A 23128-nucleotide genomic window follows, 5' to 3' on the forward strand; every position below is an offset into this window, starting at 1 on the left:
AACTGGCTTCGGTTTTTTTTTGCCGGCGCGCGCCCATCAAGATGAGTGATCGATCAGCAACACCCTTGCCTATAAGCCCCTGAGCACGCTTGTGCCAGTGACCGAGCGAAATTAGATTAGCCAATAGTTATTGCGCTGGAAAATAAGGAAAACGCATGACGCTCACCGATCAGTCCACCCAGGTACGCCCCGGCGAAGAACTCGACCCGGCCGTCATCGATACCTACCTCAAGGCCCATATTCCAGGCTTGCAGGGTACGCCCTCAATCAGCCAGTTCCCTGGCGGCGCATCGAACCTCACCTATCTGGTCGCCTACCCGGACCGAGAACTTGTCCTGCGTCGTCCACCGTTCGGCCACAAGGCCAAGTCCGCCCACGACATGGGCCGGGAGTTTCGCATCCTCAACCAGCTCAACAGCGGCTTCCCCTACTGCCCCAAGGCCTATGCGCACTGTACAGACGAGTCGCTGATCGGCGGCGAGTTCTATGTGATGGAGCGGGTCAAGGGCATCATCCTGCGTTCGGACATTCCACCTGCGCTGGGTCTGGATGCCAGCCGGACCGAGGCGCTGTGCAAGAGTTTCATCGACCGTCTGGTGGAACTGCACCAGGTCGACTACACCGCCTGCGGCCTGGCCGACCTGGGCAAGCCAGAAGGCTATGTGCAACGTCAAATCGAAGGCTGGACCAGCCGCTACGAAAAAGCCCTGACCCCGGATGCACCGCTCTGGAAACACGTGATCGCCTGGCTGCACGACAAGATGCCCGCCGACCACCCGCGCCCTGGCATCGTGCACAACGACTACCGCTTCGACAACGTCATCCTCGATGCCGAGAATCCCATGCGAATCATCGGTGTGCTCGACTGGGAGATGACCACGTTGGGCGATCCATTGATGGACCTGGGCAACAGCCTGGCCTACTGGATCGAAGCCAACGACCCACCGCCCGTGCAATTGATGCGTCGCCAGCCGAGCAATGCCCCGGGCATGTTGACTCGCCGCCAGTTCGTCGACTACTACGCCGAGCGCGCCGGCATCCGCCTGGACAACTTCGATTACTACTATTGCTATGGCCTGTTCCGCCTGGCCGGCATCGTCCAGCAAATCTACTACCGCTTCCACCATGGCCAAACCCAGGACAAGCGCTTTGCCCAGTTCATCCACATGAACCGGCTGCTGGAGCATATGGCCCTGCAAGTGATCGACAAGTCCTCACTCTGACAACAAGGAAAACCCGGCATGTCCAAGACCACGCTGTTCGACCTCGGCGGCAAGATCGCCTTCGTTTCTGGCGCCAGCCGCGGCATTGGCGAGGCCATCGCCCATCTGCTGGCCCAGCAAGGTGCCCATGTGATCGTCTCGAGCCGCAAGCTCGAGGGCTGCCAACAGGTCGCCGACGCCATCACCGCCGCTGGAGGCAAGGCCACCGCCATGGCCTGCCACATCGGTGAAATGGAGCAGATCCAGCAGGTGTTCGCCAGCATCCGTGAACAGTTCGGACGCCTCGACATCCTGGTCAACAACGCGGCCACCAACCCACAGTTCTGCAATGTGCTGGACACCGACCTGGGCGCGTTCCAGAAAACGGTGGATGTGAACATCCGCGGCTACTTCTTCATGTCGGTGGAAGCCGGCAAGCTGATGCGCGAACACGGCGGCGGGAGCATCATCAACGTCGCCTCGATCAATGGCGTGTCGCCCGGGCTGTTCCAAGGCATCTACTCGGTGACCAAGGCTGCGGTGATCAACATGACCAAGGTATTCGCCAAGGAGTGCGCGCAGTTCGGCATCCGCTGCAACGCATTGCTGCCAGGCCTGACCGATACCAAATTCGCCTCGGCATTGGTCAAGAACGATGCCATCCGCAATGCCGCCCTGCAGCAGATACCCCTCAAGCGCGTGGCCGATCCCAGCGAGATGGCCGGGGCGGTGCTGTATTTGGCCAGCGACGCCTCCAGCTACACCACCGGCACCGCGCTCAACGTGGACGGCGGTTTTCTTTCCTGATCAGGCTTTGCCCGCCTGCAGGGTATAGCTCAGCGGTAGGCGCCACGGCGCGTGGCGCAGACGCCATTCGCCGTCGCCCCCCTTCTCCATCTGCCCAGGCAACGCCTCTCAGGGAATGCTTTGGTGCTCCACCAACATGGTCAGGTGCAGGCCGGAGGCCAACAGCGCGCTGATGACCTCTCCAGATGATCCGCCTGTGCGACGAAGCGTTCGACTTCATAGTCTTTGGAGGCCGCATGCAGCGGCGCACGCTCGTCCCAACTGGCGCGATTGAGGTCCAGTGATCGTTTCATACGGTGCATCCCTGTCATGTGATGAAATCGCCCCTTACGCTAGCCGCACGATGCTTGACCGGCAACGTTGCGCCGCGTCAACCTCAAGTTGACAGCTCAGGTATACTCGCAGCTCGCGTCTCTGCCAGGACCCTGAACATGACGGAAAACAGCTTCGCCTTTCGCCTCAAGGAACTGCTCGAACACCACAAACTGACGTTACAAGCGGTAGGCACTGCGTTGGGCATTTCGCGCACAGCCGTGCACAAATGGACCCGTGGCGGCGAGATCGACTACGACAACCTGCGCAAGCTGGCAGATTTTCTGAAGGTCAACTGGATCTGGCTGCGCTATGGCGAAGAGGCCCTGCAAAGCGTGCAGCACGCCGAGGTGGTGGAGCTGCCGATGACCGACCTGCGCCGGCGCTACACCGCCGAGATCATGGAGAGCGAGACGCGCATGAAGCTGGCCCAGGAAGGCGCGCGGATCGTCACCTGGGAGTGGAACCTGGTCAGCGACGAGGTGACCTACTCACCCAACGTCGAGACCGTGTACGGCTGGCCGGTACGACGCAACGAGGATTTCTGGGGCCATGTGGCTCCCGAAGACGCCCAGCAGATGCATGCCATGTACACCCGCGCGGTGGCCACCGGCACTCCGTGCGAGTGCGATTTTCGCATCACCCGCCCGGATGGCAGCCAGCGCTGGATCGCGTCGCGCGCCACCGTGCTGCAGGACAGCGCCGGGCGCTCCGTGAAGATGGTCGGCATCAGCATGGACGACACCGAGCGCAAGGTCGCCGAAGCTGAGCTGCGCCAGAGCGAGGAGCGTTTTCGCACGATCTTCGAGCTGGCATGGGGCGCCTTGGCCTACATCGACCCAGATGGCAGCTGGCAGCGGGTCAACGGTACCTTCTGCGAACTGCTCGGCTACACCGAGCAGGAGCTGTACGGCATGACCTTCCAGCAGCTCACCCACCCCGAAGACCTGCCGGATAACCTGATATTGCTCAAGCGCATGCTGGCTGGCGAAATCGACCGCTACGAAGTGGAAAAACGCGTGCGTCACAAGGACGGCCACTACCTTTGGGTACGCGCCCGTACTTCACTGCAGCGACACGCCGACGGCCAACCCGAACACCTGATCAGCGTGTTCGAGGACATCACGGCCGAACGCGACGAGCATGAGCGCCTGCAAGCCCATATCGCCGGGCTGCAGGCCCGTCTGAACTGAACCGGGGAGACAACGATGCTGCCGGGAAGCCAGTCGGCCAAAGGTCAGTGCCATCGACATGTGCAGCGCCGTGGCACAGTAGGCCTTTATTTCGTCGCCGGCCTGTCGGTGCTGGCCGGCATGACCGATGCCATCGGTTTCATGGCCACGGGCGACTTCGTGTCCTTCATGAGTGGCAACACCACACGTCTGGCGGTGTCGCTGGGCAGCGCCGAACTGGGCCCCGTGTTGCGCCTGGTGCTGGTGATCGGTGCTTTCATCCTGGGCAATGCCTTGGGGGTGGTCGTTGCGGCGAAGACAGGCCGCCGCCCCTGGCCGTTGCTGGGCCTGATCGCCACCTTGCTGGCTCTGGCCGGCCTGCTGCCTGAGATTCTGCAACTGCCCGCCTTGCTGGCGGCGGTCATGGCCATGGGCATGATCAATGCCGTGGTCGAGGAAGTGAACGGGCTGCCCATCGGCCTGACCTATGTCACCGGTGCCTTGTCGCGCTTCGGCCGCGGCCTGGGACGCACCTTGCTCGGCCAGCGCAAGCTGGGCTGGCGGGTGCAGTTGATCCCCTGGTTCGGCATGTTCCTGGGGGCCATTGCCGGCGTATTGCTGGAACAGCAATTCGACCGCTTGGCCCTGCTCGCCAGCGCCTTGCTGGCAGCCTTGCTGGGCTTGGCCTCGCTGAAGATCCCCAGGCGCTGGCAGCTTCGCTACATGCCCCGCTGACTCACAGGCAGGTCGCTGCCGCAGCGCGGCGACGCAGGGCCATGGTGTCGTTCTTCTGCGCGTAGTAGTCCACATGCGTGCCGCCGGCCTGCGGATAGATGTCGGCGAACGACTCGGCCTCGCGGGTATAGACAGTGAAGCCACCTTGCTTGCGTGGTTCCAGATAACCGCTGGCATCAATCCCGAATGCCGCCTCTTCCTGCCAACTGAACTGAATGCACTGAGCGACGATGTCCGGCGTCTTCTGCGAGTCGAGCTGCGCGGTCGGCGCGTTGCTACGTGCAGCATCCATGGTCGCTGAGGCGCAACCGACCAACACCAGAGCGGCGACCATCGGCACAAGTGCTCGCATTTTTCCATCCTCGAGGCAAAAAAGAACGCGACTCTAGCACTGCGGCCACGGCAAATGAATTATCCGACGCATCCACGAGACGGATCAAAAAACGCCCGACGTGCCGCTCATCGCTGGAGCGACAGATTTTTGCGTGCCCAAGAAACCAAATCGAGCGTTTCAGGTCACAGGAGGTACCCCGTAAATCTTTGCGGATCAAGGACCTATATCGTGATGAAGCGCATTGCGAGTTTTGCGTTGATTGCCACCGTGCTCGCCCTCGGTGGCTGCTACCACCACTACCACGACGATGACGGTGGCTGGCGCGACCGTGACCGGGACCATCGCTATTACCGCGACCGTGGCGATCGCGACGACGACGGTTATCGCTATAGAGAGCGCCACCAGCGCGATCGCTACTACCGTGATCGTGATCGCGACCGCGACGACGACTGACACAGCAACGTCTTTTTACTCCTGACCCGCCGCCCGTGCCGCGGCACCTTACCCTGATGATTCGTTTGAGGTTCAAATCATGCGTCTGACTCTGCCTTCCCTTGCCCTCGGCCTGCTGTTCTGCCAGGGCGCATTTGCCGGCGATGGCACCGCAGCCATCGGCGGCGGCCTGGGTGGCGCCCTTGGTAACATTGTTGGCCAACAGATCGGCGGCGGCACCGGTGCAGCCATCGGCGCAGGCCTGGGCGGCGCGGCCGGCAGCGCGGTTGGCGCACGCAAGGGCAATCGTACCGAAGCCGCCATTGGTGGCGGCCTGGGTTCGGCCGGCGGCTCCATCCTGGGCCGCGCGGTAGGCGGCTCCACCGGGTCGACCATTGGTGCAGGCCTGGGCGGTGCCGCAGGTGGCGCGCTGGGCAACCACATGGGCGACAACAACGGCGGCCACCACCACCGCCGTCACCGCCACTGATTCCCGCCGCTGTATCCAGGGGCTGCCTGCAGCCCCTTCTGCTCATCAAAACACTGCAACATATCAACACCTCCTTCACTGCACGGTGCCACACTCGGCGCTACTCTCTACCGTGCCCCTCGAGTGAAGGAACACCTCCTCCCCATGAACCAAGAGCTGCTCTGGGTCCTCGGCCTGCTGGCCATCGTCGTCACACTTTTCGTCATCAATCGCCCACGCATGGACGTGGTCGCCTTGCTGGTAATCCTGGCCCTGCCGCTTTCGGGCATTCTCACCATCGAGCAGGCCCTGGCCGGTTTCAGCGACCCCAACGTGGTGCTGATCGCAGCACTGTTCGTGATCGGCGAAGGCCTTGTACGCACGGGTATTGCCTACCGCATCGGTGAATGGATGAGCGAACGCGCCGGCAACAGCGAAGCGCGTCTGCTGGTGTTGCTGATGATTTCAGTGGCCGGTCTGGGCTCGGTCATGAGCTCTACGGGCGTGGTGGCGATTTTCATCCCGGTGGTGCTGAGCATCGCTGCACGCCTTGGCTTACCCCCCAGTCGGCTGATGATGCCGCTGAGCTTCGCGGGCCTGATCAGCGGCATGCTCAGTCTGGTGGCCACGCCACCCAACGTGGTCGTGCACAGCGAACTGGTCCGTCATGGTGGCGCGGGCTTCAGCTTCTTCAGTTTCACTCCGTTCGGCCTGGTGGTACTGGTGCTTGGCATCGGCTACATGCTGTTCGCTCGCCACTGGCTCAATGGCGAGGTGCGCAAGGATGGCCGCGTGGAGACGCGTCGCACCCTCCTTGATCTGGTGCTGGACTACAAGCTCAACGGACGCGAGCGTCGCCTGCGCATTCGACCTCACTCGCCCCTGATCGGGCACACCTTGGGCGAGTTGGAGCTGCGTACCCGCCATGGCGCCAACGTGATCGGCATCGAGCGCCAGCACAAGTTCACCACCCGGGTCATGGTCGCCGATTCAAGCACCGTGCTGCATCAGGGCGACGTACTACTGCTCGATCTGTTCGCCAACCGTGACAACCTGCGCAGCCTGTGCCAGACCATGCAACTGGAGCCGTTGCACTTCAAAGCCGCCTACTTCATCGATCAGTCCCAGGATCTGGGTATGGCCGAGGTCTCCCTGCCGCCCGGGTCGCAGCTAATCGGCAAGAGCATCCTGGAGCTGGTTTTCCGTAGCCGCTTTGGCTTGAACGTCGTCGGCCTGCGCCGGGAGCAGACCGCCATCGACGAACAACTGGTGGAAGAAAAACTCCGCCTGGGTGACACCCTGCTGGTAGTCGGCCCCTGGAAGGCCATACGCCAACTGCAAAGCCAGCCCAGGGACTTTCTGGTCCTGAGCCTGCCTGCGGAAATCGACCAGGTGGCACCCGCCCGGACCCGAGCTCCCTTCGCATTGATCAGCCTGGTGGTGATGGTCGGCCTGATGGTCAGCGGTGTGGTGCCCAACGTCGTCGCCGCGTTGATCGGTTGCGTGCTGATGGGCGCCGGGCGCTGCATCGACATGGACAGCGCCTACCGCGCCATCCACTGGCAAAGCCTGGTGCTGATCGTCGGTATGCTGCCCTTTGCTCTGGCCCTGCAGAAAACCGGAGGCATCGATCTGGCGGTGAGCGGCCTGGTCAGCCTGCTGGGCGGTGCGGGGCCTTATGCGATCCTGGGCTGCCTGTTCGCCGTCACTGCGCTGATTGGGCTGTTCATTTCCAACACCGCCACGGCGGTATTGATGGCGCCAGTGGCGATCAGCACAGCGCAGCAACTGGGTATGTCACCCTACCCGTTCGCCATGACGGTGGCCCTGGCCGCCTCGGCAGCCTTCATGACGCCGGTGTCCTCGCCGGTCAACACCTTGGTCCTCGGCCCGGGCCAGTATCGCTTCGCGGACTTCGTCAAAGTCGGGGTGCCCTTCACGGTGGTGGTGATGCTAGTGACGGTGTTCCTGGTGCCGTGGTTCTTCGGCTTGTAGCGACCGTCAATAAATCGACGAAAATGGCCGCTTTCACATTGAAGGCGGCCAAGACACCAGCTAATTGACATCCCCCTGCTCAGGAAACACACTGACGCCTCATTACCCCAGGTGCTTACAGGCGTTTTCCTGGATTCCGTCTCCGCCAGCCGGTCCAGCCCATGGTGTTTCCAGCCCAGTCGCGCCTGCTTCCTCTTCTTGCCTTGTTCGGCCTGTCCCTCGCCCTGACCCTGGGCGGTATTCTCGCCAGACCGATCGAATCCCTGTCGCTGTTCTGGCCAGTCAATGCCGTGCTCGCAGGCGTGCTGCTGCGCTACCCACGCCAGGCCACCCTCGCAGGGTGCGGCCTGGTCTGGCTGGCCATGGTCACCGCCGATCTTGCCACCGGTAGCGCCTGGAAGCCTGCGCTGTGGTTCAACCTGTGCAACCTGGGCGTGATCATCACTCTCTGGCGGGTGTTGTCGCATTTGCCACGGGTGCACCGTCGCATGCGTACCCCCCAAGGGGTATTGCGCGTGTTCGGCGCCAGCGCCGCCGGGGCCATCGTTGCAGCAAGCATGGCGTGTGTGGTAGCCGCGCCCTGGTTCCAGGAGTCGCTCAAGGCCACCTGGCTGGCCTGGTTCAGTGAACAGTTCTCGACCAACGTGCTGGTGTTGCCGATGCTGCTCACTGCACCGAACCTGCGCTCGTTGATTCGAGGCGGCGGTCAGGCGATTCGCCTGATGCCGCTGCTGGTCCTGCTCGGATCCTTGGCCCTGAGCATCGCCTTCGGCGGGCCAGGCGCCATCGCCTTCCCCATCGCCGCCCTGCTGTGGTGCGCCTGGACATACTCATCGTTCATGGTGTCATTGCTGACCTTCACCACCGGCACCACGCTGATCGTCGCCGTGGCGCTGAACCTCATGCATTTCAGTCTCCCGCAGAGCATGCCTGGGGTGAACACGCTGATGTCAGCGCGCCTGGGCATCGCCATGCTGGTGCTCGGCCCGCTGGTCGTGGCCTGCGTCAGCAACGCCAACCGCAGCCTCCTGGCACGTCTGGCGCACCAGGCCACCATCGATCATCTCACCGGCACCCTGACTCGCAGCGCCTTCACCCGCCGCGCCAATGCCCTGCTCGAGAGTCGTCAGCAGCATGCACAAGCCATGCCCCTGACCTTGATGATGCTGGACATCGATCATTTCAAGAACATCAACGACCAATACGGCCATGCCGTGGGCGATCAGGTGCTGCGTCAGTTCTCCCACACTGTTCAGGATCAGTTGCACGAAGGCGAGCTGTTCGCCCGCCTCGGAGGAGAAGAGTTCGTGATCATCCTGGCAGGGCTTGCGCCGGAACAGGCCAAGTTCACTGCCGAGCGTCTGCGTCGCGCCGTGCAGGACCTGCGCGTGATGCTGCCAGAGCGGCGCTTGCAGATCACCGTCAGCATTGGCCTGGCCGGTTGCCGCGCGCAACAGTTGGCGCCAAGCCTCGACAGCTTGCTGGTCCAGGCAGACCAAGCGCTCTACCGCGCCAAGGCCGCAGGTCGCAACCGCGTCGAGCAGGCCGAAGCGCAGCGCCAGGTCGTCTGACCTAACCGGCCAGCAAGTCCCACGACAGCTTGGCGATCAGCACGCACAACAGCACCAGGAACAAACCACGAACGAATCCTGCCCCTTTGCGCACCGCAAGCCAGGTGCCCGTCAGCGCCCCCAGGATGTTGAAAGCGGCCATCGGCAACGCGATCGCCCACAGCACGTTGCCCGATGGGATGAAGAACACCAGCGCGGCCAGGTTGGTGGCAATGTTCACAAGCTTGGCCGACGCTGAGGCATGGAGAAAGTCCAGAGCGAAGAAGCGAATGAACAGGAAGATCAAAAAGCTTCCGGTACCCGGACCGAACAGGCCATCGTAAAAGCCGATCGCGCCGCCGATCAGCACCGCCAGACACTGCTCCCTGCGCCCGATCCGGGCAGGTTTGTGCAGGGTCCCGAAGTCCTTCTTGCAGAAGGTGTAGATGGCCATCAGCACGATCAGCACCAACACCGCCGGGCGCATCACGCTGGGCGGCACCAGCGAAACCGTGGCGGCACCGGCGAACGACATGACGAAGGCACTGGCTGCCGCCGGCACGATCAGGCCCCAATCCAGGTGTACCTTGCGCAGAAACGAACGCGCCGCGAACGAGGTGCCGCAGACCGAAGCCAGCTTGTTGCTGCCCAGCAGCGCGGCCGGTTGCGCGTTCGGCAATACGTTGAACAGCGCCGGAATCTGGATCAACCCGCCACCTCCGACAGCGGCATCGATCAGGCCGGCGGCGAAGGCAAACAATGAAAGCAGCGCTATGTCCATCATGGGGCGGGTTCCAGAACGAAAAGCAGAGCCCCCAAGGCTAATCAAACGACGGCACTTATGTTGAAATGCGACGTTGCTAAAACTGCAATCAGGAGCCCTCCATGGCATTGGACATGTTGCGTGAAATCCAGGCCTTCGTCAGCGTCGCCCACAAGCGCAGCTTCGTGGCCGCCGCCCGCGCCCTGGGCCGCTCGCCCAGCGCAGTGACACGCGCCGTGCAGGCGCTGGAAGACAACGCCGGGGCCAAGCTGCTCAACCGAAGCGCCAGTACCGTGACCCTCACCGAAGCCGGTGAACGCCTGCTGCCCCATGCCGAGCGCTTGCTGGATGTGCAACGGGATGCCGTCGACGAACTGGCAGCGCTCAGCGGATCCTCCCAAGGCTGGATCCGCTTCGCCGCACCGGAACTGCTCGGCCAACAGCTGCTGCCCGCAGTACTCGCCGCGTTCTCTGAGCAATACCCTCAAGTCACCCTGGATGTGCAGTTCAGCGACCAGGCACTCGACCCGCTGGAAGGCAAGTTCGACTTCGTCATCCGAGGGGCCTTCCCCCAGTCCAGCGAACTGATCGGCTACCCCCTGTGGCCCTATCGCCGCTACCTGTACGCCAGCCCAGACTACCTGGCCCGCCAGGGCACACCCGAACATCCCGAGGCATTGGAAGGTCACGCGCTGATCCTGCATACCGCACCGCGCGTACTCAAGGCCTGGCATTTCTATCGCGATGGCCAGATCACCAGCGTGCGTCCACATCCGCGCCTGCGCCTGAGCGCTGGGGGCGCGATCCTGCAAAGTGCTCTTGCGGGCGCCGGGATTGCCCGCCTGGCCGACTGGGTGGCAGAACCCTTGGTGGAGAGTGGGCGTCTGGTGCGGGTATGCACGAGCTATCGCCTGACCTCGAGCACCGGCCAGGACCCACAGATGCATGCGGTGTACCCCGCCGGCGAACTGCCCGTGCGGGTGCGCGAGTTGCTGCAGAGGGTGCGCCACGCCTGCCCACAGCGCTAGGCTCTGCACTGAATGTATCCGTGCTCGGTCAGGCGCTCGCGCCCTCGCAGACAACCCTGCTCAAATTCTGTTCAATTTAACAGAGCCCGCCGCTGGCTTGGGTTGCAGCATTTTATCCACAGACCTACCCACGTTTTTTGTGGACAGATTTCCCAGCACAAAGAACGACTTATCTCACACACGACAACGCTGCACGGCCAAGCCCTGCAGCGTCGGTAAGCGGGACATGCCCAGGAATGGCCAGGCCCGCCAATGAAGTCGGCAGGCCCATGGAGATCATCAGCTTGGCGGAATGGTGCCCAACAAGCCGACCAGGATTGTCAGCAACAGGAATCCACCCAGGAACAGTGCGAGCTTGCCCATCGGAACCTCTACAGATAATGACGAAACGGCGAGGCTGGCCGGTGCTGATGCAGTGCAGCGCAGCTTGCCCAGCACACGCCGGTTCGGAAGGCTGGGCTTGATGGGTATTGTCTGCTCCGGGCTGATACGGTTACAGATTCAGGTTCGTGCAAAAAAAGCATATCAGATGAGACTGAACGTCTCTGTAAGAGCACACCTGTCCCTATCGTGCCAGGCCATCAACGTGCAGTCGTAGTCGGCGCCGAAGTTGTGCAGGTCCTCGATGACCAGCAAGCCATCGGCGGCGTCGCCGATTTGGCCAATCAAACGTCGGAGGGGTCCTGGTGCAACCGCAGCACAACTTCAAGCTCCTGGCGCAGCCAGGGCTGAGTGATCGAAGGCAGGCGCGCCTGCAATTGCCGGGCGACCCAGCGTTGGCCGCGGGCGATGAATTGCAGGCGCTCGTGCAGATCGGCAATGGCCATGGCTTTGGCATGGAAGTCCCCCATGCCCGCGCCAGGTTTGGCGTCGAGACGCTCCAGGCAGTTGCGCAGGCGGCGGCAGCTTTCCGCTTCGCCGTGATGCAACTGCTCCAGGCGTTGGAGCAAGGCTGGATCCCGGGTTTGACAGGCACTGTCGAGCATCAACCGGGCACCCGCACGCTCGGCGCGCATGAGCATGCGCAACCAATCGATCAGGTCGTCGGCTGGGGGTGTGGCAGGGTTTTGAGGTTCACAGGCATACGACATGGTAAAGCTCCTGAAGCCGCAGGACTGCGCGGCGACAGGACGAGCTTAAAATGCTGGCATGCTGAAATTAATTGAAATTAAATGGGGCTTAAGTGCAATAAAACGAATATAAGCCAAGCGTCAGGAGCGCCTGAGAAGACGGCCACCCCATGGGTCGGCTTGGCGGCGACAAAGTATTCAACAGAACACCTTTGCCGCTTCAATTCATTTTTTTTGAAGTAACAGCGCCGCCGCACCGAACGCTCATAACGTCATGACCATCTCATGCCAGGCCATGCCGCCGTGGTCGGACGCCGAAGGCTGCACGTAGCGATACCCCATTTTTTCGTACAGCCCCACATGCCGATCCTTGCACATCAGGTGAATGGTAGCCTTGCCGCGCTGACGCATCTGCTCGACGAAGTGACTCATCAGCAAGCCTGCCAAGCCCCGCCCCTGGAATGCTGGATCAACGACGACCGACATGATCACCACATTAGGTGCCTGGGCGTCATGGCCGACCAGCTCTTTGAAGGCCTCGTCCGATATCACCACCTCAAAGGCACAGCCACTGTTGATGAACCCGATCACCACCCCCTCGAGTTCCAGCACCAGGAATCCTTCCGGGTACTGAGCGATGCGTGTGGCGATCTTCTCCCGGGTGGCGGCCTCGTCGCCTTCGTAGGCGCTGATCTCGATCTGGTAGCAACGGTCCACATCCTGAGGGGTGGCCTGGCGCAAACGCGGGGTACTCATGGGCAATATCCGAAAAACAAAAACGGAGGGACATGCTAGCGCAAGTCCACTCCAACCGCGCCCTGTGTCTCATACCGAGCGGGTGAGGCCATCGTCCGGGCTTTCCGCCCCGAGCCAGAATTGGCGGCTCTGGTGGCGCGGGTGGCTGGAGCGACAAACCTTGGGCGGAGCCCGAGCCCGGCATCATTTGCAACATAACTTTTCCGCAGATCAACACTGGCTATGGGTAACCTGAGCGGCGCACTGAGCGGGCCACAGCCCGTGCAACCCCTATGAACATTGAGTGCAGGGCTACAGGCGGTACACCACCTGTAACACTCCTCCAGCCTTTCATGTAAGAGCATTCCTGCGAACTCGTAGCCTTCAGACTACGAGTCCGGCCGCTGCTGTATGAAACATCAGTTTCACGTGTTTGAACGAGCTGATACGGTCGCGGCCTCCCACCACTGCATGGAATGCACGAGCACGACATGGACCCCTATCGAACCTCCGCCCTGGCCCTACAGAAGACCCTGCTCAATTTGCGCCAACAGCGTGACCTGCTCAGAGCCCAAGGTCGCGACCAGGAAGCCGACAAGCTCGCCAGAACCATCGCCGGCATAGAGGCGACACTGCGCGATGTGCCGGACACCCCTACCCTGCAGTGATGCTTGCCGTGAAAGTCGACCGGGCTGCAAGCAGCCCCGAGGCAATGGCACCCGCCTTGAGTCAAAACGAATGGTTGAGCAACAGCCCGCCGCCAGAGTCGGGGCTCGCGTCGGAAAACCCCTTCAACGCGTACAGCTGGACCTTCCAGTCCTCGCTGAGTTTTTGGGTCAGAAACAGGGTGAACTCCTGAATCTCATCGCCGTCGGATGTCACTTTCTGCCGCCAGTCGTATACCGCCCCTACCGAAGTGGCAGGTGCGAGCCGGCTGACCAGGCCGATGGACGTGAAGATCGGATCACGAAAATCCGTATCGGCCGGATCGCCGAACTTCTTCCAACCCAGCGTGGCGAAACCACTCACCACGCCGAATGCCCGCACCACGTCGATCTGGGCGGAGTAATCGGTCTTGCCGGTGCCCAGGCAATGGTCTTCATCGGCGGTGGGCAGCTTCACCTTGCCCACCAGGTCCACGAGCAGGTTGCCGCCGTCGCTGCCATCGAGCAGGGCGTAATCGGCGCTGGCCACCGTATCGCCGAGCCCGCTCTCGACGCGACCGCAGTTGTCACCCGCCAACGGCTCACCACCCGGCCCTACCGCGGGGTTGGTGATACGTAGGTAGGGAATGGTCAATTTGTAGATCATCGGGCCGGTTTCATACTTGCCGATGACCGGGACGTACCAAGTCTCGCTGGTGGCCGCCGTGCCGTAGTCGCCCCGTGAGTAATCCACCCCCGTGGACAATGTCACTTCATCCGCCAGCGCTGGCCAGGCCAAAGTCATCAGACAGGGAAACAGCGCACGCATCGAAATCATGCCTACCTCGTTGCGATCAGGACATTCACATCAGGTGCGGTACACCCCCGGACTGGATGCCTTGAAGCATAGCCGGACGCTGGCAGACCGACGCCTAATGAGAGCCCGAATGCTCCGAGCGCTCAGGCTTCTCGGGCCGTTCCACTTTCTCGGGTCGCTCGACCTTTTCAGGGCGCTCCACCTTCTCAGGTCGCTCGACTTTGTCCGGACGTTCGACCTTCTCGGGGCGTTCGATTTTTTCCGGTCGTTCCACCTTCTCGGGACGCTCGACTTTTTCTGGTCGTTCGATCTTCTCGATGCGCTCGATCTTTTCGATGCGCTCGGGTTTGTCTGGCCGGTCCGAACGCTCGATCTTCTCGATCCGCTCGATTCGCTCCACGCGCACGCCATTTTCGAACACCTCTATGCGCTCGCGGGTTTCCACGCGATCGCCGGATTCGCGCGTCTCGATGCGCTCTCGACGCTCCACATCCCCCGAGTCGGACACCTCTGTGCGTTCGACCTTTTCTCGGGCTTCGCCGCTTTCGACGCGCTCGCGAGTCTGGGTTTGTTCATGGCTGGAGCCACTGCCACCTCGCTTCCCGGATTCGCCTCCTTCAGACGACCCCGACTCGACCTCCCGGGACTCATCGGATTCGCCCCCCTGAGGTTGTGCGGGCTGCATGCCAAGGGAATGGCTATCGCCGTGATGCTCATGCACCACTTCGATGCGCTGAGCGTGAATGGTGCGCCCAGCGTCGAACACACCGCTAACGCGGATGCGCTGGCCGATAGCAAGCGTCGCCGCTTGCTGTTGGGTAGCGCGGTCGACAAAGGCTGTGAAACCACCGACCTCGATGCGATTACCCTGCTGCCCACGCACCAGGCCTTCGACCAAGGCATTGCGCACCCGCCCGGCGAAGGGGAAGCCCGGATCCCGGCTGGCTTGCACCACGCTCAGTTGCTGGCCGTTCCAGGCGCCGCGCACCAGCACCTCACCCGTGGGCGGCAACGCTTTGCTCAGGGCCAGGCCCTGCAGATTGCCGGCCTTGCCGATATCGCCGATGGCACTGGCTTGGGCCAGCCCCGGGGCACGATCCACACGGCTGGCCACGACCTCACCCCGTGCATTGCGCAGACCACTGACACGCACCGACTCGCCGATGTGCAGGCCCGGCGCCACCCGGGCGCCTGCCGCCACTCGCACCGGTTGGCCCATGACGCGCATCGGCGTATCGCCGGAGGCAAGCCCAGTCACAGGCCCTTCATAGGCATTGAGAATGGCGATGCTGCGCGCCTCCAGCCCTCGACGGGACGGCTGGGCCTCAACGGCCACTACCTGGCCGATCGCCAATCGCTGGCTGCTGGCAGGCAGGCCATTCTCGCTGAGCGCCACCTTGGAGTCGAAATGGACCTCTACGCCGTTGACGCAGATCGAGCCGAACCCTGTGATGGTGCCGACGATGCCGGTCCCACCCACGCCGCCTTCGTCTTGTGGCGCACCGGTACCACCGATGCCACCACCGCCAGGACGTGCACCGGTCCCGCCGACGCCGTTGTCTGGCGCACCCGTCCCACCGACACCGCCCGGCGCCACCATGCCTGTGCCGCCGGTACCACCCGGTTCGAGGCAGGCGGGCGCCGCACTCAGCGACGACGACAGGACAAGCGCACAGCACAAGGCTACGAGCGAACTCAGCAGGCGCGACGTCATGCTCATGGTTCACGGGCCTTGGTCGCGGATGCGACCTCTGCCGGATTGGCTTCGGAGTAGAAATACAGGCCCACCGTCATGCGCTGACGAGCGTCCGCAGGCGGCGGATCGCGCTCCTCGAGTTCGGCGGCCAGTTGGTTGATGGCAAGCAGTACCTGCATGCCATCGGTCTGGACGGCGTCTCTGAGTTGCTGCACACCGGCCAGGGACAAGCTGTCGTAGTGCACACTGCGCTCGAAGAACGGCTCCCCGGCTTCGGTCAGGTTGTGCACTGCGGCACAAGCATGGTCATGCAGGTTGTGCCGGAAATAAGCGATCTTTTCCTCGAAACCGCGCTGAGGGATGAATGCGCGGGTCTGCAAATGGACCTGATCCTCTTCATCGACGCTCACGACCCCCAGGCGAAGCCACTCATCCAGCACGACCCGGGCACGAATGTCCGTGCTCAACGCCGCAACCAACGCGTCGAACGAACGCTCGCCGCCCACGCTGGCCAACCGTGGCAATGCCCGGGGTTGGCCAGGTTGTTCGCAGAATGGGGCGTGATTCAGCCAGATGCTCACCAGATGCGCGCCAAAGGACACGGCTTCCGGGAGGCTGGCATCGTCTTCCAGCACCTGGGCCCGCAAACGCCGGACATCCTTGCGGTGGACGCCCGTCAGCAAACTGATGCGGCTGTCGCTGGGCGGTTTTCCGTCAAGACGGAACTCACGCTCGGCGACCTCCACGAAGACCTCCTTGAGCAGGTTCACAAAGCTGTTGAAAGTCACCCCCTTTCTCAGCATCAACCTCACCAATGGCCGCATGACAGCGTGCAATGCCGGCAAGAGGGAGGGAGGTAAAGTGGGCAGTGACATTGCAGAGCTTCCTTAACCAAGGGGCGAGCGCTCGGTGCTTACGGGCGGTACATTCCAGCACCTTGCCCAGCACACCACAACCGATCCGGTTACCCGCCTCTGCGGCGCGAAACCCGGATCGCTCCGGGTTTCGGCTTCCGAGGTTCAGCGGTCAGGCACCGCCACGATCATCGCCAACATCATGGTCGGGGCCGTCATCGGCTCCACGGCCTGCACCGCGATCGTCGCCAACGTCATGGTTGGGACCATCATCTGCGCCATGACCTACACCGTGATCATCGCCAACGTCATGGTTGGGGCCGTCATCTGCGCCATGGCCGACACCATGAGGACCGCCGGCGTCATGATTGGCGCCATCATCGGCACCGTGACCGACACCATGGGCACCGCCATCATCGCTGCCACGCCCTGAGTTGCCATGGCCGCTGTTACCGCTGTGGCCACCATCACCTCCGTGACCTGAGCCACCGCTGCCGCCGTGACCGCCACTCCCGCCATGGCCACCGCCACCGCCGCTGCCACCGCCATGACCACCTCCACCGCCACCGTGGCCGCCTCCGCCACCACCATGACCGCCGCCACCGCCGCCGTGGCCACCACCGCCACCACCATGACCACCGCCTCCGCCGCCGTGACCACCGCCACCGCCTCCACCATGGCCGCCACCTCCACCGCCGCCACCATCCTTGGCGTAGGCGCTGGAGAAGTCACTGATCGAGTCGGGCACCAACACCAGCGATGCCGAAAGGACGCCACCGATGGCCAGCGCCAACAAACATTTTTTGAGCAGCATGACGAATCTCCGCTTCAGGGTTGCATTTTCATACTCGAATCGAACGCAACAACCAATGAATCCAGCCGCCCTGCGGGCAACCAGCCAACCAGCGGCCGCTCCATGGTGATGAAAGTGCAAGCGACTTGTGCACGTTCCCTTCTGAGCCAGTCAGCGTCTTTTTGTTTTGTGGGAATATTTCCCACGTCATGAGATTAGTCCTCTGCCCAGGGGAGTCAACGACCGGCTGTCCGGTGATCGAATACAGGGAAAATAGGTCAGAGAGCCCCGCCCCTTTAGCGAATGCCGGGGGCGGCTTCTATAGGGCGCGGGGCAGGCGTTATTCAGGCATGCCAGCAGCGGTACCAGCCATCCTGTTCGCTGATGCGCAGTTGCGTCTGGTAGAGCGCGGACAAACGTTCGCTGGTCAGCACTTCGGCCTTGGGGCCATCGGCGATGATGCGCCCCTTCTCGAGCAACACCACCCGCTCGATCTCCGGAATGATCTCGTCGATATGGTGGGTGGTGATGATCATCGCGTGGTCTTCACCACAGAAACGCCGCAACAGCTTGAGCATGCCCAGACTGGCCCCCATGTCCAGGCCATTGGCCGGCTCGTCGAGAATCAGCGCCCGCGGCCGATGAACCAATGCCCGCGCCAGCAGAAGCCTGCGTCGCTGCCCGGTGGACAGACGCTGGAACATGGTCTGCTCGTAGCCGGCCATCTCGACCACCGCCAGTAAGTGACGCGCCTGCTCGCGCTGCTCATCGCTCGGCTGCAAATGACCATGGGCGCCGATGGCTCCGAAGAAACCGGAAACCACCACATCCAGGGCCTGGGTATAGGGGGTGTAATCATCCTGCAGGTCCTGGGAAATGAACCCGATACGGCTGCGCAAGGCCCACAGGTTGACCGTTTCGCTCCCGAACAGACGCAAATGGCTGCCTTCGCGCTCCACCGGGTAGAGCTCGCGGGTGATCAGTTTGAGCAGCGTGCTCTTGCCGGCACCGTTGGGGCCCAGGATGGCGACTTTCTCGCCTTCGCCGATGTGCAGGGAAAACCCATCGAGCACGCGGGTCTGCTGCTGGAAGGCGGTCACATTGTGAATATCGATCATGGTTGGCTCATCTGAGGGCGAACGAACGCAGAGTGTGCCGCCGATGGGGGCAAACGAAAAGACGTGCAGTGCGCCATGAAGCCCCCGCCCTAGAACATCTGCGGATTGCCGGTTTCCGTCTTGCTGCAGACCATGCCTTCATCAACGCGATATCTCGCCGTTACCAAGGATACTTCCATGCCCTGCCCCGCCAATCGCCTTATGACCAACGTTGCCGCTCTTGGTCCCCTTGACCGCTCACAACCGTATTGCCAAGAGGGAGCGCGCCGTCATGTTTGACCGACCTGAGGCCTGGGCCTGGCTCGAACGCTGGCTTCAAGACAATTGGCCAGGTCTATACGCAGGCGTTTTGGCCGTGATCATCGCAGCGTTACGAGTGGTCTATGGAGGCGGCTCACTGCGACGGGTGCTGATCGAAGCCCCCTTGTGCGGCGCTCTCGCCCTTGCTGCAAGCCACGGGCTATCGCTGATCGGCGTCACGAGCGATACCGCGCCCTTTTTCGGCGGCGTAATCGGACTGCTCGGGGTAGAAGGCATACGTGCCATATTCATCAAATTCTTCATTCAGAAAAAGCAGCTGCCCTGACGTTGCGCAGGACGATACAAAAAGCCCAGCACAGGCTGGGCTTGATGAGGAGGAGGAAAATACTCAAAGGCTGGCTCTTGAACACATCAGCGCCGCATCGAGTAACCGGCCCTGGTCGTACCAGGCATCTCGCTGATATGCCAAATATTGATGTTGCTGCCCTGAATCTTTAACTTCGACTAGACCTGTTGCCTGGTTTGGGTCGGTGCTGTCGACATAGAGCGCAAGCGCGCCTTGATTCTCTTGCGTGTAAGTCTTCGCGTTCGTCGGAAGCTCACTCTTCACACAACTTAAGTAAGCCGATGGATTTTTCCCCGTGTAGCCCGAGGAATTGTCATGCCCCATGCGGATGTCAGGATCGTGTGCACAGCCAGCAAGAAAGAAACCTGCAAGAAGCGACAGCATCACGCCATGCGCCAGCATTCTGGGCGTTATGGAACTGTTCATGTGAAATCTCCGGCCACCCCACTGAAATGGATAGGTTCGGACCCACACTGCCCCTTTTTTTGAAATAAATGTCACACTTCGGCTTTCGAGCCTACACCTTCCGTTGGTGTTTGACCCGTAAAAAAAGTTATATATTTCAGTTCGCTATAGCGAACGATATCACTTAGCCATTTAGCGAATTGGCATCTCCCCTTCAACGCACGGTACAAAGGCGCGGACGGCTGGGACTGCGTATTCCAACAGCGCCAACGGCACATCCCGCTCGAACAGCGAGACCTTCAACCTCAAGGTTTCATCATTTCGAAAACAATCTGATCTTTACGACTGCATTCGAGCGCTAGGCCATCGCGGTCCAGCCGGACGCTGTGCAGAACCTGTATTCGATTCCATGAATTATCACACAGGCTGCCTTTTCTTCGACAAATTGCGCTTGATGACACTAAGCGCGCCGTTATCTGGGGCCTTTGCGGGAAGATAAGAGGTGGCGCGGGTGGTGGCACCAATGATTTGCCTACCCCAAAAACGCAAAAAGCCCTGAATAATCAGGGCTTTGAATATGGCGGAAGCGTAGAGATTCGAACTCTAGGATAGTTGCCCATCGACGGTTTTCAAGACCGTTGCCTTAAACCACTCGGCCACGCTTCCAGGATCAATTTTTGCGGCGGCAATCATACCGCAATGAAACAAGCTGTCAAACTCTCTGTGTCGCGCCTTGCAGCTGCTCTGGTATCCTCATTGCAACCATTCGTTTCGAACCACAGGTTTCACACCACAGGAGTGTCGCCATGCGCGAACAGGATTATGCCGTCCACCACGGCCAGCAGGCCGAGCAGCAGGAAGTCAGCCGCGTCCTGCGCAACACTTACAGTCTGCTGGCGCTTACCCTCGCCTTCAGCGGCGTCATGGCGTTCATCGCCCAGCAGATGCGGGTCGGCTACCCGAACGTGTTCGTGGTGCTGATCGGTTTCTACGGTCTGTTCTTCCTCACCGCCAAACTGCGTGATTCGGTCTGGGGCCTGGTCTCCACCTTCGCGCTCACCGGCTTCATGGGCTTCATCCTCGGCCCCATCCTCAACCGCTATCTGGGCATGAGCGGCGGCGCCGAAGTGGTCAGCTCGGCCTTCGCCATGACCGCGCTGGTCTTCGGTGGCCTGTCGGCCTACGTGCTGGTCACTCGCAAGGACATGAGCTTCCTCAGCGGCTTCATCACCGCGGGCTTCTTCGTGCTGCTCGGCGCGGTCGTGGCCAGCTTCTTCTTCCAGATCAGCGGCCTGCAACTGGCGATCAGCGCGGGCTTCGTGCTGTTCTCGTCGGTCTGCATCCTGTTCCAGACCAGCGCGATCATCCACGGTGGTGAGCGCAACTACATCATGGCGACCATCAGCCTGTATGTATCGATCTACAACCTGTTCGTCAGCTTGCTGCAACTGTTCGGCATCATGGGCCGCGACGACTGATAGCCACTGGCACAAGAAAGAGCCCGCTTCGGCGGGCTTTTTTGTGGGCGATTGTTGGGCCGCTGCGCCCCCATCGCGAGACAAGCCCGCGCCGACACGGTCTTGCGCATACATGAGCTGTACGTTGACCTGCGATGAGCGGCCAGCAGTGCATTCTCCTGCCCGGCAACGCTGCGCCCGCGCATTTTCCCCTACCCCTATCCGGCCTCGCCCCGTAGAATGCGCTCCTTTTTTCATCCTGGGCAGCTTCCCATGAGTTCCATCGAACACGGGCCGGGCGCGGCGGCGCCTGCCAATGAACTGGTCCTCGGTCTCGAGGACAAGCCGCGGCCGCTGATCGGCCTACTGGCAGCGCTTCAGCACCTGCTGGCGATCATCGTACCGATCGTCACCCCTGGCCTGCTGATCTGTCAGGCCCTGGGGGTCTCCCCGCGTGATACCAACCTGATCGTCTCCATGTCCCTGGTGATTTCCGGCATCGCGACTTTCGTTCAGTGCAAGCGCTTCGGGCCGTTTGGCGCGGGCCTGTTGATCGTGCAGGGCACCAGCTTCAACTTCGTCGGGCCGCTGATCGCCGGCGGTGCACTGATGGTCAAGCAGGGCACGCCGGTGGAAAGCGTGATGGCCGCCATTTTTGGCGTGGTGATCGCCGGCTCGTTCGTGGAAATGGGCGTGTCGCGCATCCTTCCGTTCGTCAAACGCCTGATCACCCCGCTGGTGACCGGCATCGTGGTGTTGATGATCGGCCTGACGCTGATCAAGGTCGGCCTGATCAGCATGGGCGGTGGTTTCACGGCCATGGGCAACGGCACCTTCGCCAATGGCGAGAACCTGCTGCTGTCTGGCGTGGTGCTGGCGATCATCGTGATCCTCAACCGTATTCCAGTGGTATGGATGCGCAGCTGCGCCATCGTCATCGCCCTGGCCGTGGGCTATGCCCTGGCCGGCTACCTCGGCCGTCTGGACTTCACCGGCATGCATGAGGCCGCGCTGTTCCAGGTGCCAATGCCGCTGCACTTTGGCCTGAGCTTCTCCTGGGCGCTGTTCATTCCGATGCTGGTGATCTACCTGGTGACCTCGTTGGAAGCCATCGGCGACGTCACGGCCACCAGCAAGGTCTCGCGCCAGCCGGTCGAAGGCCCGCTGTGGATGCAGCGCATCAAGGGTGGCGTGCTGGTCAACGGTGCCAACTCGCTGCTGGCCGGTGTATTCAACACCTTCCCCAGCTCGATCTTTGCGCAGAACAACGGCGTCATTCAGTTGACCGGAATCGCCAGCCGCCATATCGGCGTGTGGATCGCCCTGATGCTGGTACTCCTGGGTCTGTTCCCGAGCGTTGCCGGCGTGATCCAGGCCGTGCCGGAGCCTGTGCTCGGTGGCGCGGCCATGGTGATGTTCGGCGCCGTGGCAGCCTCGGGTATCAACATCCTGGCCAGCACCCGCCTGGACCGTCGCGCCCTGCTGATCATCTCGGTGTCCCTGGCGCTGGGGCTGGGCGTGGCCCAGGTGCCGGAGTTCCTGGCACACATGCCAGCGGCGCTGCGCAACGTGCTGGAGTCTGGCGTGGCCACCGGCGGCATCTGCGCCCTGGTGCTGAATTGGTTCCTGCCAGAGAGCAAGGGCCAGGCCTGACAGGCTACCGTAGGCCCGAAAAGCCCGCACCGACAGGTGCGGGCTTTTTTGCTTTATCATGGCCCCATTCCTTTGCACGAGCCTTCCATGAAATTCGCCATCGCGGTTTTTTCCCCGGCCCATGCGCCCTCCTCGCGTCGCGCCCTGCGCTTCGCCGAGGCAGTGCTGGCCGCTGGGCACGAGATTGCCCGGCTGTTCTTCTACCAGGACGGGGTGCACAGCGCCTCGGCCAATATCGTCGCCCCCCAGGATGAGCTGGACGTTGCCGCCCAATGGCGCGCTTTCATCGACAGCCAACAGCTCGATGCCGTGGTGTGCATCGCCGCAGCCCTGCGTCGGGGCGTATTGGATGAAAGCGAAGCCAACCGCTACCAACGCCCCGCCGTGAACCTGCCAGCCCCTTGGGAGCTGTCGGGCCTCGGCCAGTTGCATGAGGCAGCACAAGTCGCCGACCGCCTGGTCTGCTTCGGAGGTGATTGA

General features: G+C 62.0%; 26 protein-coding genes, 1 tRNA gene and 1 pseudogene. 14 read left to right on the forward strand and 14 right to left on the reverse strand.

The features are described 5' to 3' along the window. The first annotated feature begins 155 nt into the window (after positions 1-155). On the forward strand, positions 156-1223 hold the full coding sequence (locus tag ACNFCH_RS07650) for a phosphotransferase family protein (RefSeq protein ID WP_337158919.1): 1068 nt from the start codon (positions 156-158) through the stop codon (positions 1221-1223). An 18-nt stretch (positions 1224-1241) separates the two neighbouring features. After that, positions 1242-2009 carry an SDR family oxidoreductase gene (locus ACNFCH_RS07655; protein WP_416742578.1) on the forward strand — a complete coding sequence of 256 codons (768 nt, stop codon included), beginning with the start codon at positions 1242-1244 and terminating at the stop codon, positions 2007-2009. Here ACNFCH_RS07655 and ACNFCH_RS07660 read toward each other — a convergent pair. Beyond that, positions 2010-2192: pseudogene (locus ACNFCH_RS07660) on the reverse strand (SAM-dependent methyltransferase); the annotation flags it as partial. Then, the gene (locus tag ACNFCH_RS07665) at positions 2150-2302 is read right to left on the reverse strand and encodes a hypothetical protein (RefSeq protein WP_337158921.1); all 153 of its coding nucleotides are present in this window, start codon (positions 2300-2302) and stop codon (positions 2150-2152) included. The gene ACNFCH_RS07665 and the pseudogene ACNFCH_RS07660, both read right to left, overlap by 43 nt. 138 nt (positions 2303-2440) lie before the next feature. Here ACNFCH_RS07665 and ACNFCH_RS07670 point away from each other — a divergent pair, with 138 nt between their 5' ends. Together ACNFCH_RS07670 and ACNFCH_RS07675 are read left to right on the forward strand one after the other, a co-directional pair. After that, complete coding sequence (locus ACNFCH_RS07670) at positions 2441-3514, forward strand: PAS domain S-box protein (protein WP_416742579.1); 1074 nt, start codon at positions 2441-2443, stop codon at positions 3512-3514. A gap of 15 nt (positions 3515-3529) precedes the next feature. Beyond that, a complete protein-coding gene (locus ACNFCH_RS07675) occupies positions 3530-4228 on the forward strand; it encodes a YoaK family protein (RefSeq protein WP_337158923.1) in 699 nt (232 codons plus the stop codon). 1 nt (position 4229) lies between these two features. Here ACNFCH_RS07675 and ACNFCH_RS07680 read toward each other — a convergent pair whose 3' ends face one another. After that, positions 4230-4580 (reverse strand): hypothetical protein, encoded by a 351-nt coding sequence (locus tag ACNFCH_RS07680; RefSeq protein ID WP_337158924.1) that lies wholly within the window; start codon positions 4578-4580, stop codon positions 4230-4232. A 210-nt stretch (positions 4581-4790) separates the two neighbouring features. Between ACNFCH_RS07680 and ACNFCH_RS07685 the strand changes: the two genes are divergently transcribed. From ACNFCH_RS07685 to ACNFCH_RS07700, 4 genes are all read left to right on the forward strand, one after another. Further along, positions 4791-5015, forward strand: a complete 225-nt coding sequence (locus tag ACNFCH_RS07685; RefSeq protein ID WP_416742580.1) for a hypothetical protein — start codon at positions 4791-4793, stop codon at positions 5013-5015. A gap of 79 nt (positions 5016-5094) precedes the next feature. Further along, positions 5095-5484 carry a glycine zipper domain-containing protein gene (locus ACNFCH_RS07690; RefSeq protein ID WP_196164075.1) on the forward strand — a complete coding sequence of 130 codons (390 nt, stop codon included), beginning with the start codon at positions 5095-5097 and terminating at the stop codon, positions 5482-5484. 144 nt (positions 5485-5628) lie between these two features. Next, positions 5629-7458, forward strand: coding sequence for an SLC13 family permease (locus ACNFCH_RS07695; RefSeq protein ID WP_337158927.1), 1830 nt, complete (start codon positions 5629-5631; stop codon positions 7456-7458). A gap of 161 nt (positions 7459-7619) precedes the next feature. Then, positions 7620-9029 (forward strand): diguanylate cyclase, encoded by a 1410-nt coding sequence (locus ACNFCH_RS07700; protein ID WP_416742581.1) that lies wholly within the window; start codon positions 7620-7622, stop codon positions 9027-9029. A 1-nt stretch (position 9030) separates the two neighbouring features. Here ACNFCH_RS07700 and ACNFCH_RS07705 read toward each other — a convergent pair whose 3' ends face one another. Continuing rightward, positions 9031-9792: a sulfite exporter TauE/SafE family protein gene (locus ACNFCH_RS07705; RefSeq protein WP_070092628.1), complete on the reverse strand. Its 762-nt coding sequence runs from the start codon at positions 9790-9792 to the stop codon at positions 9031-9033. 101 nt (positions 9793-9893) lie between these two features. Here ACNFCH_RS07705 and ACNFCH_RS07710 point away from each other — a divergent pair, with 101 nt between their 5' ends. Beyond that, entirely contained in the window at positions 9894-10799 is a 906-nt protein-coding gene (locus ACNFCH_RS07710; protein WP_416742582.1) for a LysR substrate-binding domain-containing protein, read from the forward strand. 525 nt (positions 10800-11324) lie between these two features. On the opposite strand, the gene ACNFCH_RS07715 is transcribed toward ACNFCH_RS07710, so the two are convergent. The 3 genes from ACNFCH_RS07715 to ACNFCH_RS07725 form a co-directional block, all read right to left on the reverse strand. Further along, a complete protein-coding gene (locus tag ACNFCH_RS07715; protein WP_416742605.1) occupies positions 11325-11468 on the reverse strand; it encodes a hypothetical protein in 144 nt (47 codons plus the stop codon). Then, positions 11465-11890: a DUF892 family protein gene (locus tag ACNFCH_RS07720; protein WP_416742583.1), complete on the reverse strand. Its 426-nt coding sequence runs from the start codon at positions 11888-11890 to the stop codon at positions 11465-11467. The genes ACNFCH_RS07715 and ACNFCH_RS07720 overlap by 4 nt, the downstream gene beginning before the upstream one ends. A gap of 243 nt (positions 11891-12133) precedes the next feature. Beyond that, positions 12134-12625, reverse strand: a complete 492-nt coding sequence (locus tag ACNFCH_RS07725; protein WP_337158932.1) for a GNAT family N-acetyltransferase — start codon at positions 12623-12625, stop codon at positions 12134-12136. Positions 12626-13095: 470 nt separating this feature from the next. On the opposite strand from ACNFCH_RS07725, the gene ACNFCH_RS07730 reads away from it, so the two are divergent. Beyond that, positions 13096-13272: a hypothetical protein gene (locus ACNFCH_RS07730; RefSeq protein ID WP_337158933.1), complete on the forward strand. Its 177-nt coding sequence runs from the start codon at positions 13096-13098 to the stop codon at positions 13270-13272. 61 nt (positions 13273-13333) lie between these two features. On the opposite strand, the gene ACNFCH_RS07735 is transcribed toward ACNFCH_RS07730, so the two are convergent. The 5 genes from ACNFCH_RS07735 to ACNFCH_RS07755 form a co-directional block, all read right to left on the reverse strand. Continuing rightward, positions 13334-14086, reverse strand: a complete 753-nt coding sequence (locus ACNFCH_RS07735) for a hypothetical protein (RefSeq protein ID WP_337158934.1) — start codon at positions 14084-14086, stop codon at positions 13334-13336. A gap of 94 nt (positions 14087-14180) precedes the next feature. Beyond that, entirely contained in the window at positions 14181-15785 is a 1605-nt protein-coding gene (locus ACNFCH_RS07740; protein ID WP_416742584.1) for a DUF5666 domain-containing protein, read from the reverse strand. Next, positions 15782-16636, reverse strand: a complete 855-nt coding sequence (locus ACNFCH_RS07745; protein WP_337158936.1) for a DUF6502 family protein — start codon at positions 16634-16636, stop codon at positions 15782-15784. Before ACNFCH_RS07745 ends, ACNFCH_RS07740 begins: the two co-directional genes overlap by 4 nt. Positions 16637-16900: 264 nt before the next feature. Beyond that, on the reverse strand, positions 16901-17347 hold the full coding sequence (locus ACNFCH_RS07750; protein ID WP_416742585.1) for a hypothetical protein: 447 nt from the start codon (positions 17345-17347) through the stop codon (positions 16901-16903). A 405-nt stretch (positions 17348-17752) separates the two neighbouring features. After that, positions 17753-18526: an ABC transporter ATP-binding protein gene (locus ACNFCH_RS07755; RefSeq protein WP_337158937.1), complete on the reverse strand. Its 774-nt coding sequence runs from the start codon at positions 18524-18526 to the stop codon at positions 17753-17755. A gap of 271 nt (positions 18527-18797) precedes the next feature. Here ACNFCH_RS07755 and ACNFCH_RS07760 point away from each other — a divergent pair, with 271 nt between their 5' ends. After that, positions 18798-19112, forward strand: coding sequence for a phage holin, lambda family (locus ACNFCH_RS07760; RefSeq protein ID WP_070092636.1), 315 nt, complete (start codon positions 18798-18800; stop codon positions 19110-19112). Positions 19113-19175: 63 nt separating this feature from the next. Here the strand turns inward: ACNFCH_RS07760 and ACNFCH_RS07765 are convergent, their stop codons facing one another. Then, positions 19176-19559 (reverse strand): hypothetical protein, encoded by a 384-nt coding sequence (locus ACNFCH_RS07765; RefSeq protein ID WP_416742586.1) that lies wholly within the window; start codon positions 19557-19559, stop codon positions 19176-19178. 557 nt (positions 19560-20116) lie between these two features. After that, positions 20117-20204 (reverse strand) — tRNA-Ser (locus ACNFCH_RS07770). A gap of 140 nt (positions 20205-20344) precedes the next feature. On the opposite strand from ACNFCH_RS07770, the gene ACNFCH_RS07775 reads away from it, so the two are divergent. The 3 genes from ACNFCH_RS07775 (at position 20345) to tusD (ending at position 23128) form a co-directional block, all read left to right on the forward strand. Continuing rightward, positions 20345-21016, forward strand: a complete 672-nt coding sequence (locus tag ACNFCH_RS07775) for a Bax inhibitor-1/YccA family protein (protein ID WP_196164061.1) — start codon at positions 20345-20347, stop codon at positions 21014-21016. Positions 21017-21268: 252 nt separating this feature from the next. After that, complete coding sequence (locus ACNFCH_RS07780; protein WP_196164060.1) at positions 21269-22648, forward strand: nucleobase:cation symporter-2 family protein; 1380 nt, start codon at positions 21269-21271, stop codon at positions 22646-22648. A gap of 87 nt (positions 22649-22735) precedes the next feature. Next, a complete protein-coding gene (tusD, locus tag ACNFCH_RS07785; RefSeq protein ID WP_337158942.1) occupies positions 22736-23128 on the forward strand; it encodes a sulfurtransferase complex subunit TusD in 393 nt (130 codons plus the stop codon).

The sequence above is a fragment of the Pseudomonas sp. NY15354 genome, assembly GCF_048068075.1.
GTDB lineage: Bacteria > Pseudomonadota > Gammaproteobacteria > Pseudomonadales > Pseudomonadaceae > Aquipseudomonas > Aquipseudomonas guariconensis_C.

What these genes read in the sequence shown, in the direction of transcription:
- ACNFCH_RS07725 (WP_337158932.1), bottom strand. Translation starts at nt 12,625, where the DNA reads ATGAGTACCCCGCGTTTGCGCCAGGCCACCCCTCAGGATGTGGACCGT.
- ACNFCH_RS07775 (WP_196164061.1), top strand. Translation starts at nt 20,345, where the DNA reads ATGCGCGAACAGGATTATGCCGTCCACCACGGCCAGCAGGCCGAGCAG.
- ACNFCH_RS07745 (WP_337158936.1), bottom strand. Translation starts at nt 16,636, where the DNA reads ATGTCACTGCCCACTTTACCTCCCTCCCTCTTGCCGGCATTGCACGCT.
- ACNFCH_RS07695 (WP_337158927.1), top strand. Translation starts at nt 5,629, where the DNA reads ATGAACCAAGAGCTGCTCTGGGTCCTCGGCCTGCTGGCCATCGTCGTC.
- ACNFCH_RS07665 (WP_337158921.1), bottom strand. Translation starts at nt 2,302, where the DNA reads ATGAAACGATCACTGGACCTCAATCGCGCCAGTTGGGACGAGCGTGCG.
- ACNFCH_RS07730 (WP_337158933.1), top strand. Translation starts at nt 13,096, where the DNA reads ATGGACCCCTATCGAACCTCCGCCCTGGCCCTACAGAAGACCCTGCTC.
- ACNFCH_RS07650 (WP_337158919.1), top strand. Translation starts at nt 156, where the DNA reads ATGACGCTCACCGATCAGTCCACCCAGGTACGCCCCGGCGAAGAACTC.
- ACNFCH_RS07690 (WP_196164075.1), top strand. Translation starts at nt 5,095, where the DNA reads ATGCGTCTGACTCTGCCTTCCCTTGCCCTCGGCCTGCTGTTCTGCCAG.
- ACNFCH_RS07765 (WP_416742586.1), bottom strand. Translation starts at nt 19,559, where the DNA reads ATGAACAGTTCCATAACGCCCAGAATGCTGGCGCATGGCGTGATGCTG.
- ACNFCH_RS07710 (WP_416742582.1), top strand. Translation starts at nt 9,894, where the DNA reads ATGGCATTGGACATGTTGCGTGAAATCCAGGCCTTCGTCAGCGTCGCC.
- ACNFCH_RS07740 (WP_416742584.1), bottom strand. Translation starts at nt 15,785, where the DNA reads ATGAGCATGACGTCGCGCCTGCTGAGTTCGCTCGTAGCCTTGTGCTGT.
- ACNFCH_RS07670 (WP_416742579.1), top strand. Translation starts at nt 2,441, where the DNA reads ATGACGGAAAACAGCTTCGCCTTTCGCCTCAAGGAACTGCTCGAACAC.
- ACNFCH_RS07760 (WP_070092636.1), top strand. Translation starts at nt 18,798, where the DNA reads ATGTTTGACCGACCTGAGGCCTGGGCCTGGCTCGAACGCTGGCTTCAA.
- ACNFCH_RS07680 (WP_337158924.1), bottom strand. Translation starts at nt 4,580, where the DNA reads ATGCGAGCACTTGTGCCGATGGTCGCCGCTCTGGTGTTGGTCGGTTGC.
- ACNFCH_RS07735 (WP_337158934.1), bottom strand. Translation starts at nt 14,086, where the DNA reads ATGATTTCGATGCGTGCGCTGTTTCCCTGTCTGATGACTTTGGCCTGG.
- ACNFCH_RS07705 (WP_070092628.1), bottom strand. Translation starts at nt 9,792, where the DNA reads ATGATGGACATAGCGCTGCTTTCATTGTTTGCCTTCGCCGCCGGCCTG.
- ACNFCH_RS07675 (WP_337158923.1), top strand. Translation starts at nt 3,530, where the DNA reads ATGCTGCCGGGAAGCCAGTCGGCCAAAGGTCAGTGCCATCGACATGTG.
- ACNFCH_RS07655 (WP_416742578.1), top strand. Translation starts at nt 1,242, where the DNA reads ATGTCCAAGACCACGCTGTTCGACCTCGGCGGCAAGATCGCCTTCGTT.
- ACNFCH_RS07780 (WP_196164060.1), top strand. Translation starts at nt 21,269, where the DNA reads ATGAGTTCCATCGAACACGGGCCGGGCGCGGCGGCGCCTGCCAATGAA.
- ACNFCH_RS07700 (WP_416742581.1), top strand. Translation starts at nt 7,620, where the DNA reads ATGGTGTTTCCAGCCCAGTCGCGCCTGCTTCCTCTTCTTGCCTTGTTC.
- ACNFCH_RS07755 (WP_337158937.1), bottom strand. Translation starts at nt 18,526, where the DNA reads ATGATCGATATTCACAATGTGACCGCCTTCCAGCAGCAGACCCGCGTG.
- ACNFCH_RS07720 (WP_416742583.1), bottom strand. Translation starts at nt 11,890, where the DNA reads ATGTCGTATGCCTGTGAACCTCAAAACCCTGCCACACCCCCAGCCGAC.
- tusD (WP_337158942.1), top strand. Translation starts at nt 22,736, where the DNA reads ATGAAATTCGCCATCGCGGTTTTTTCCCCGGCCCATGCGCCCTCCTCG.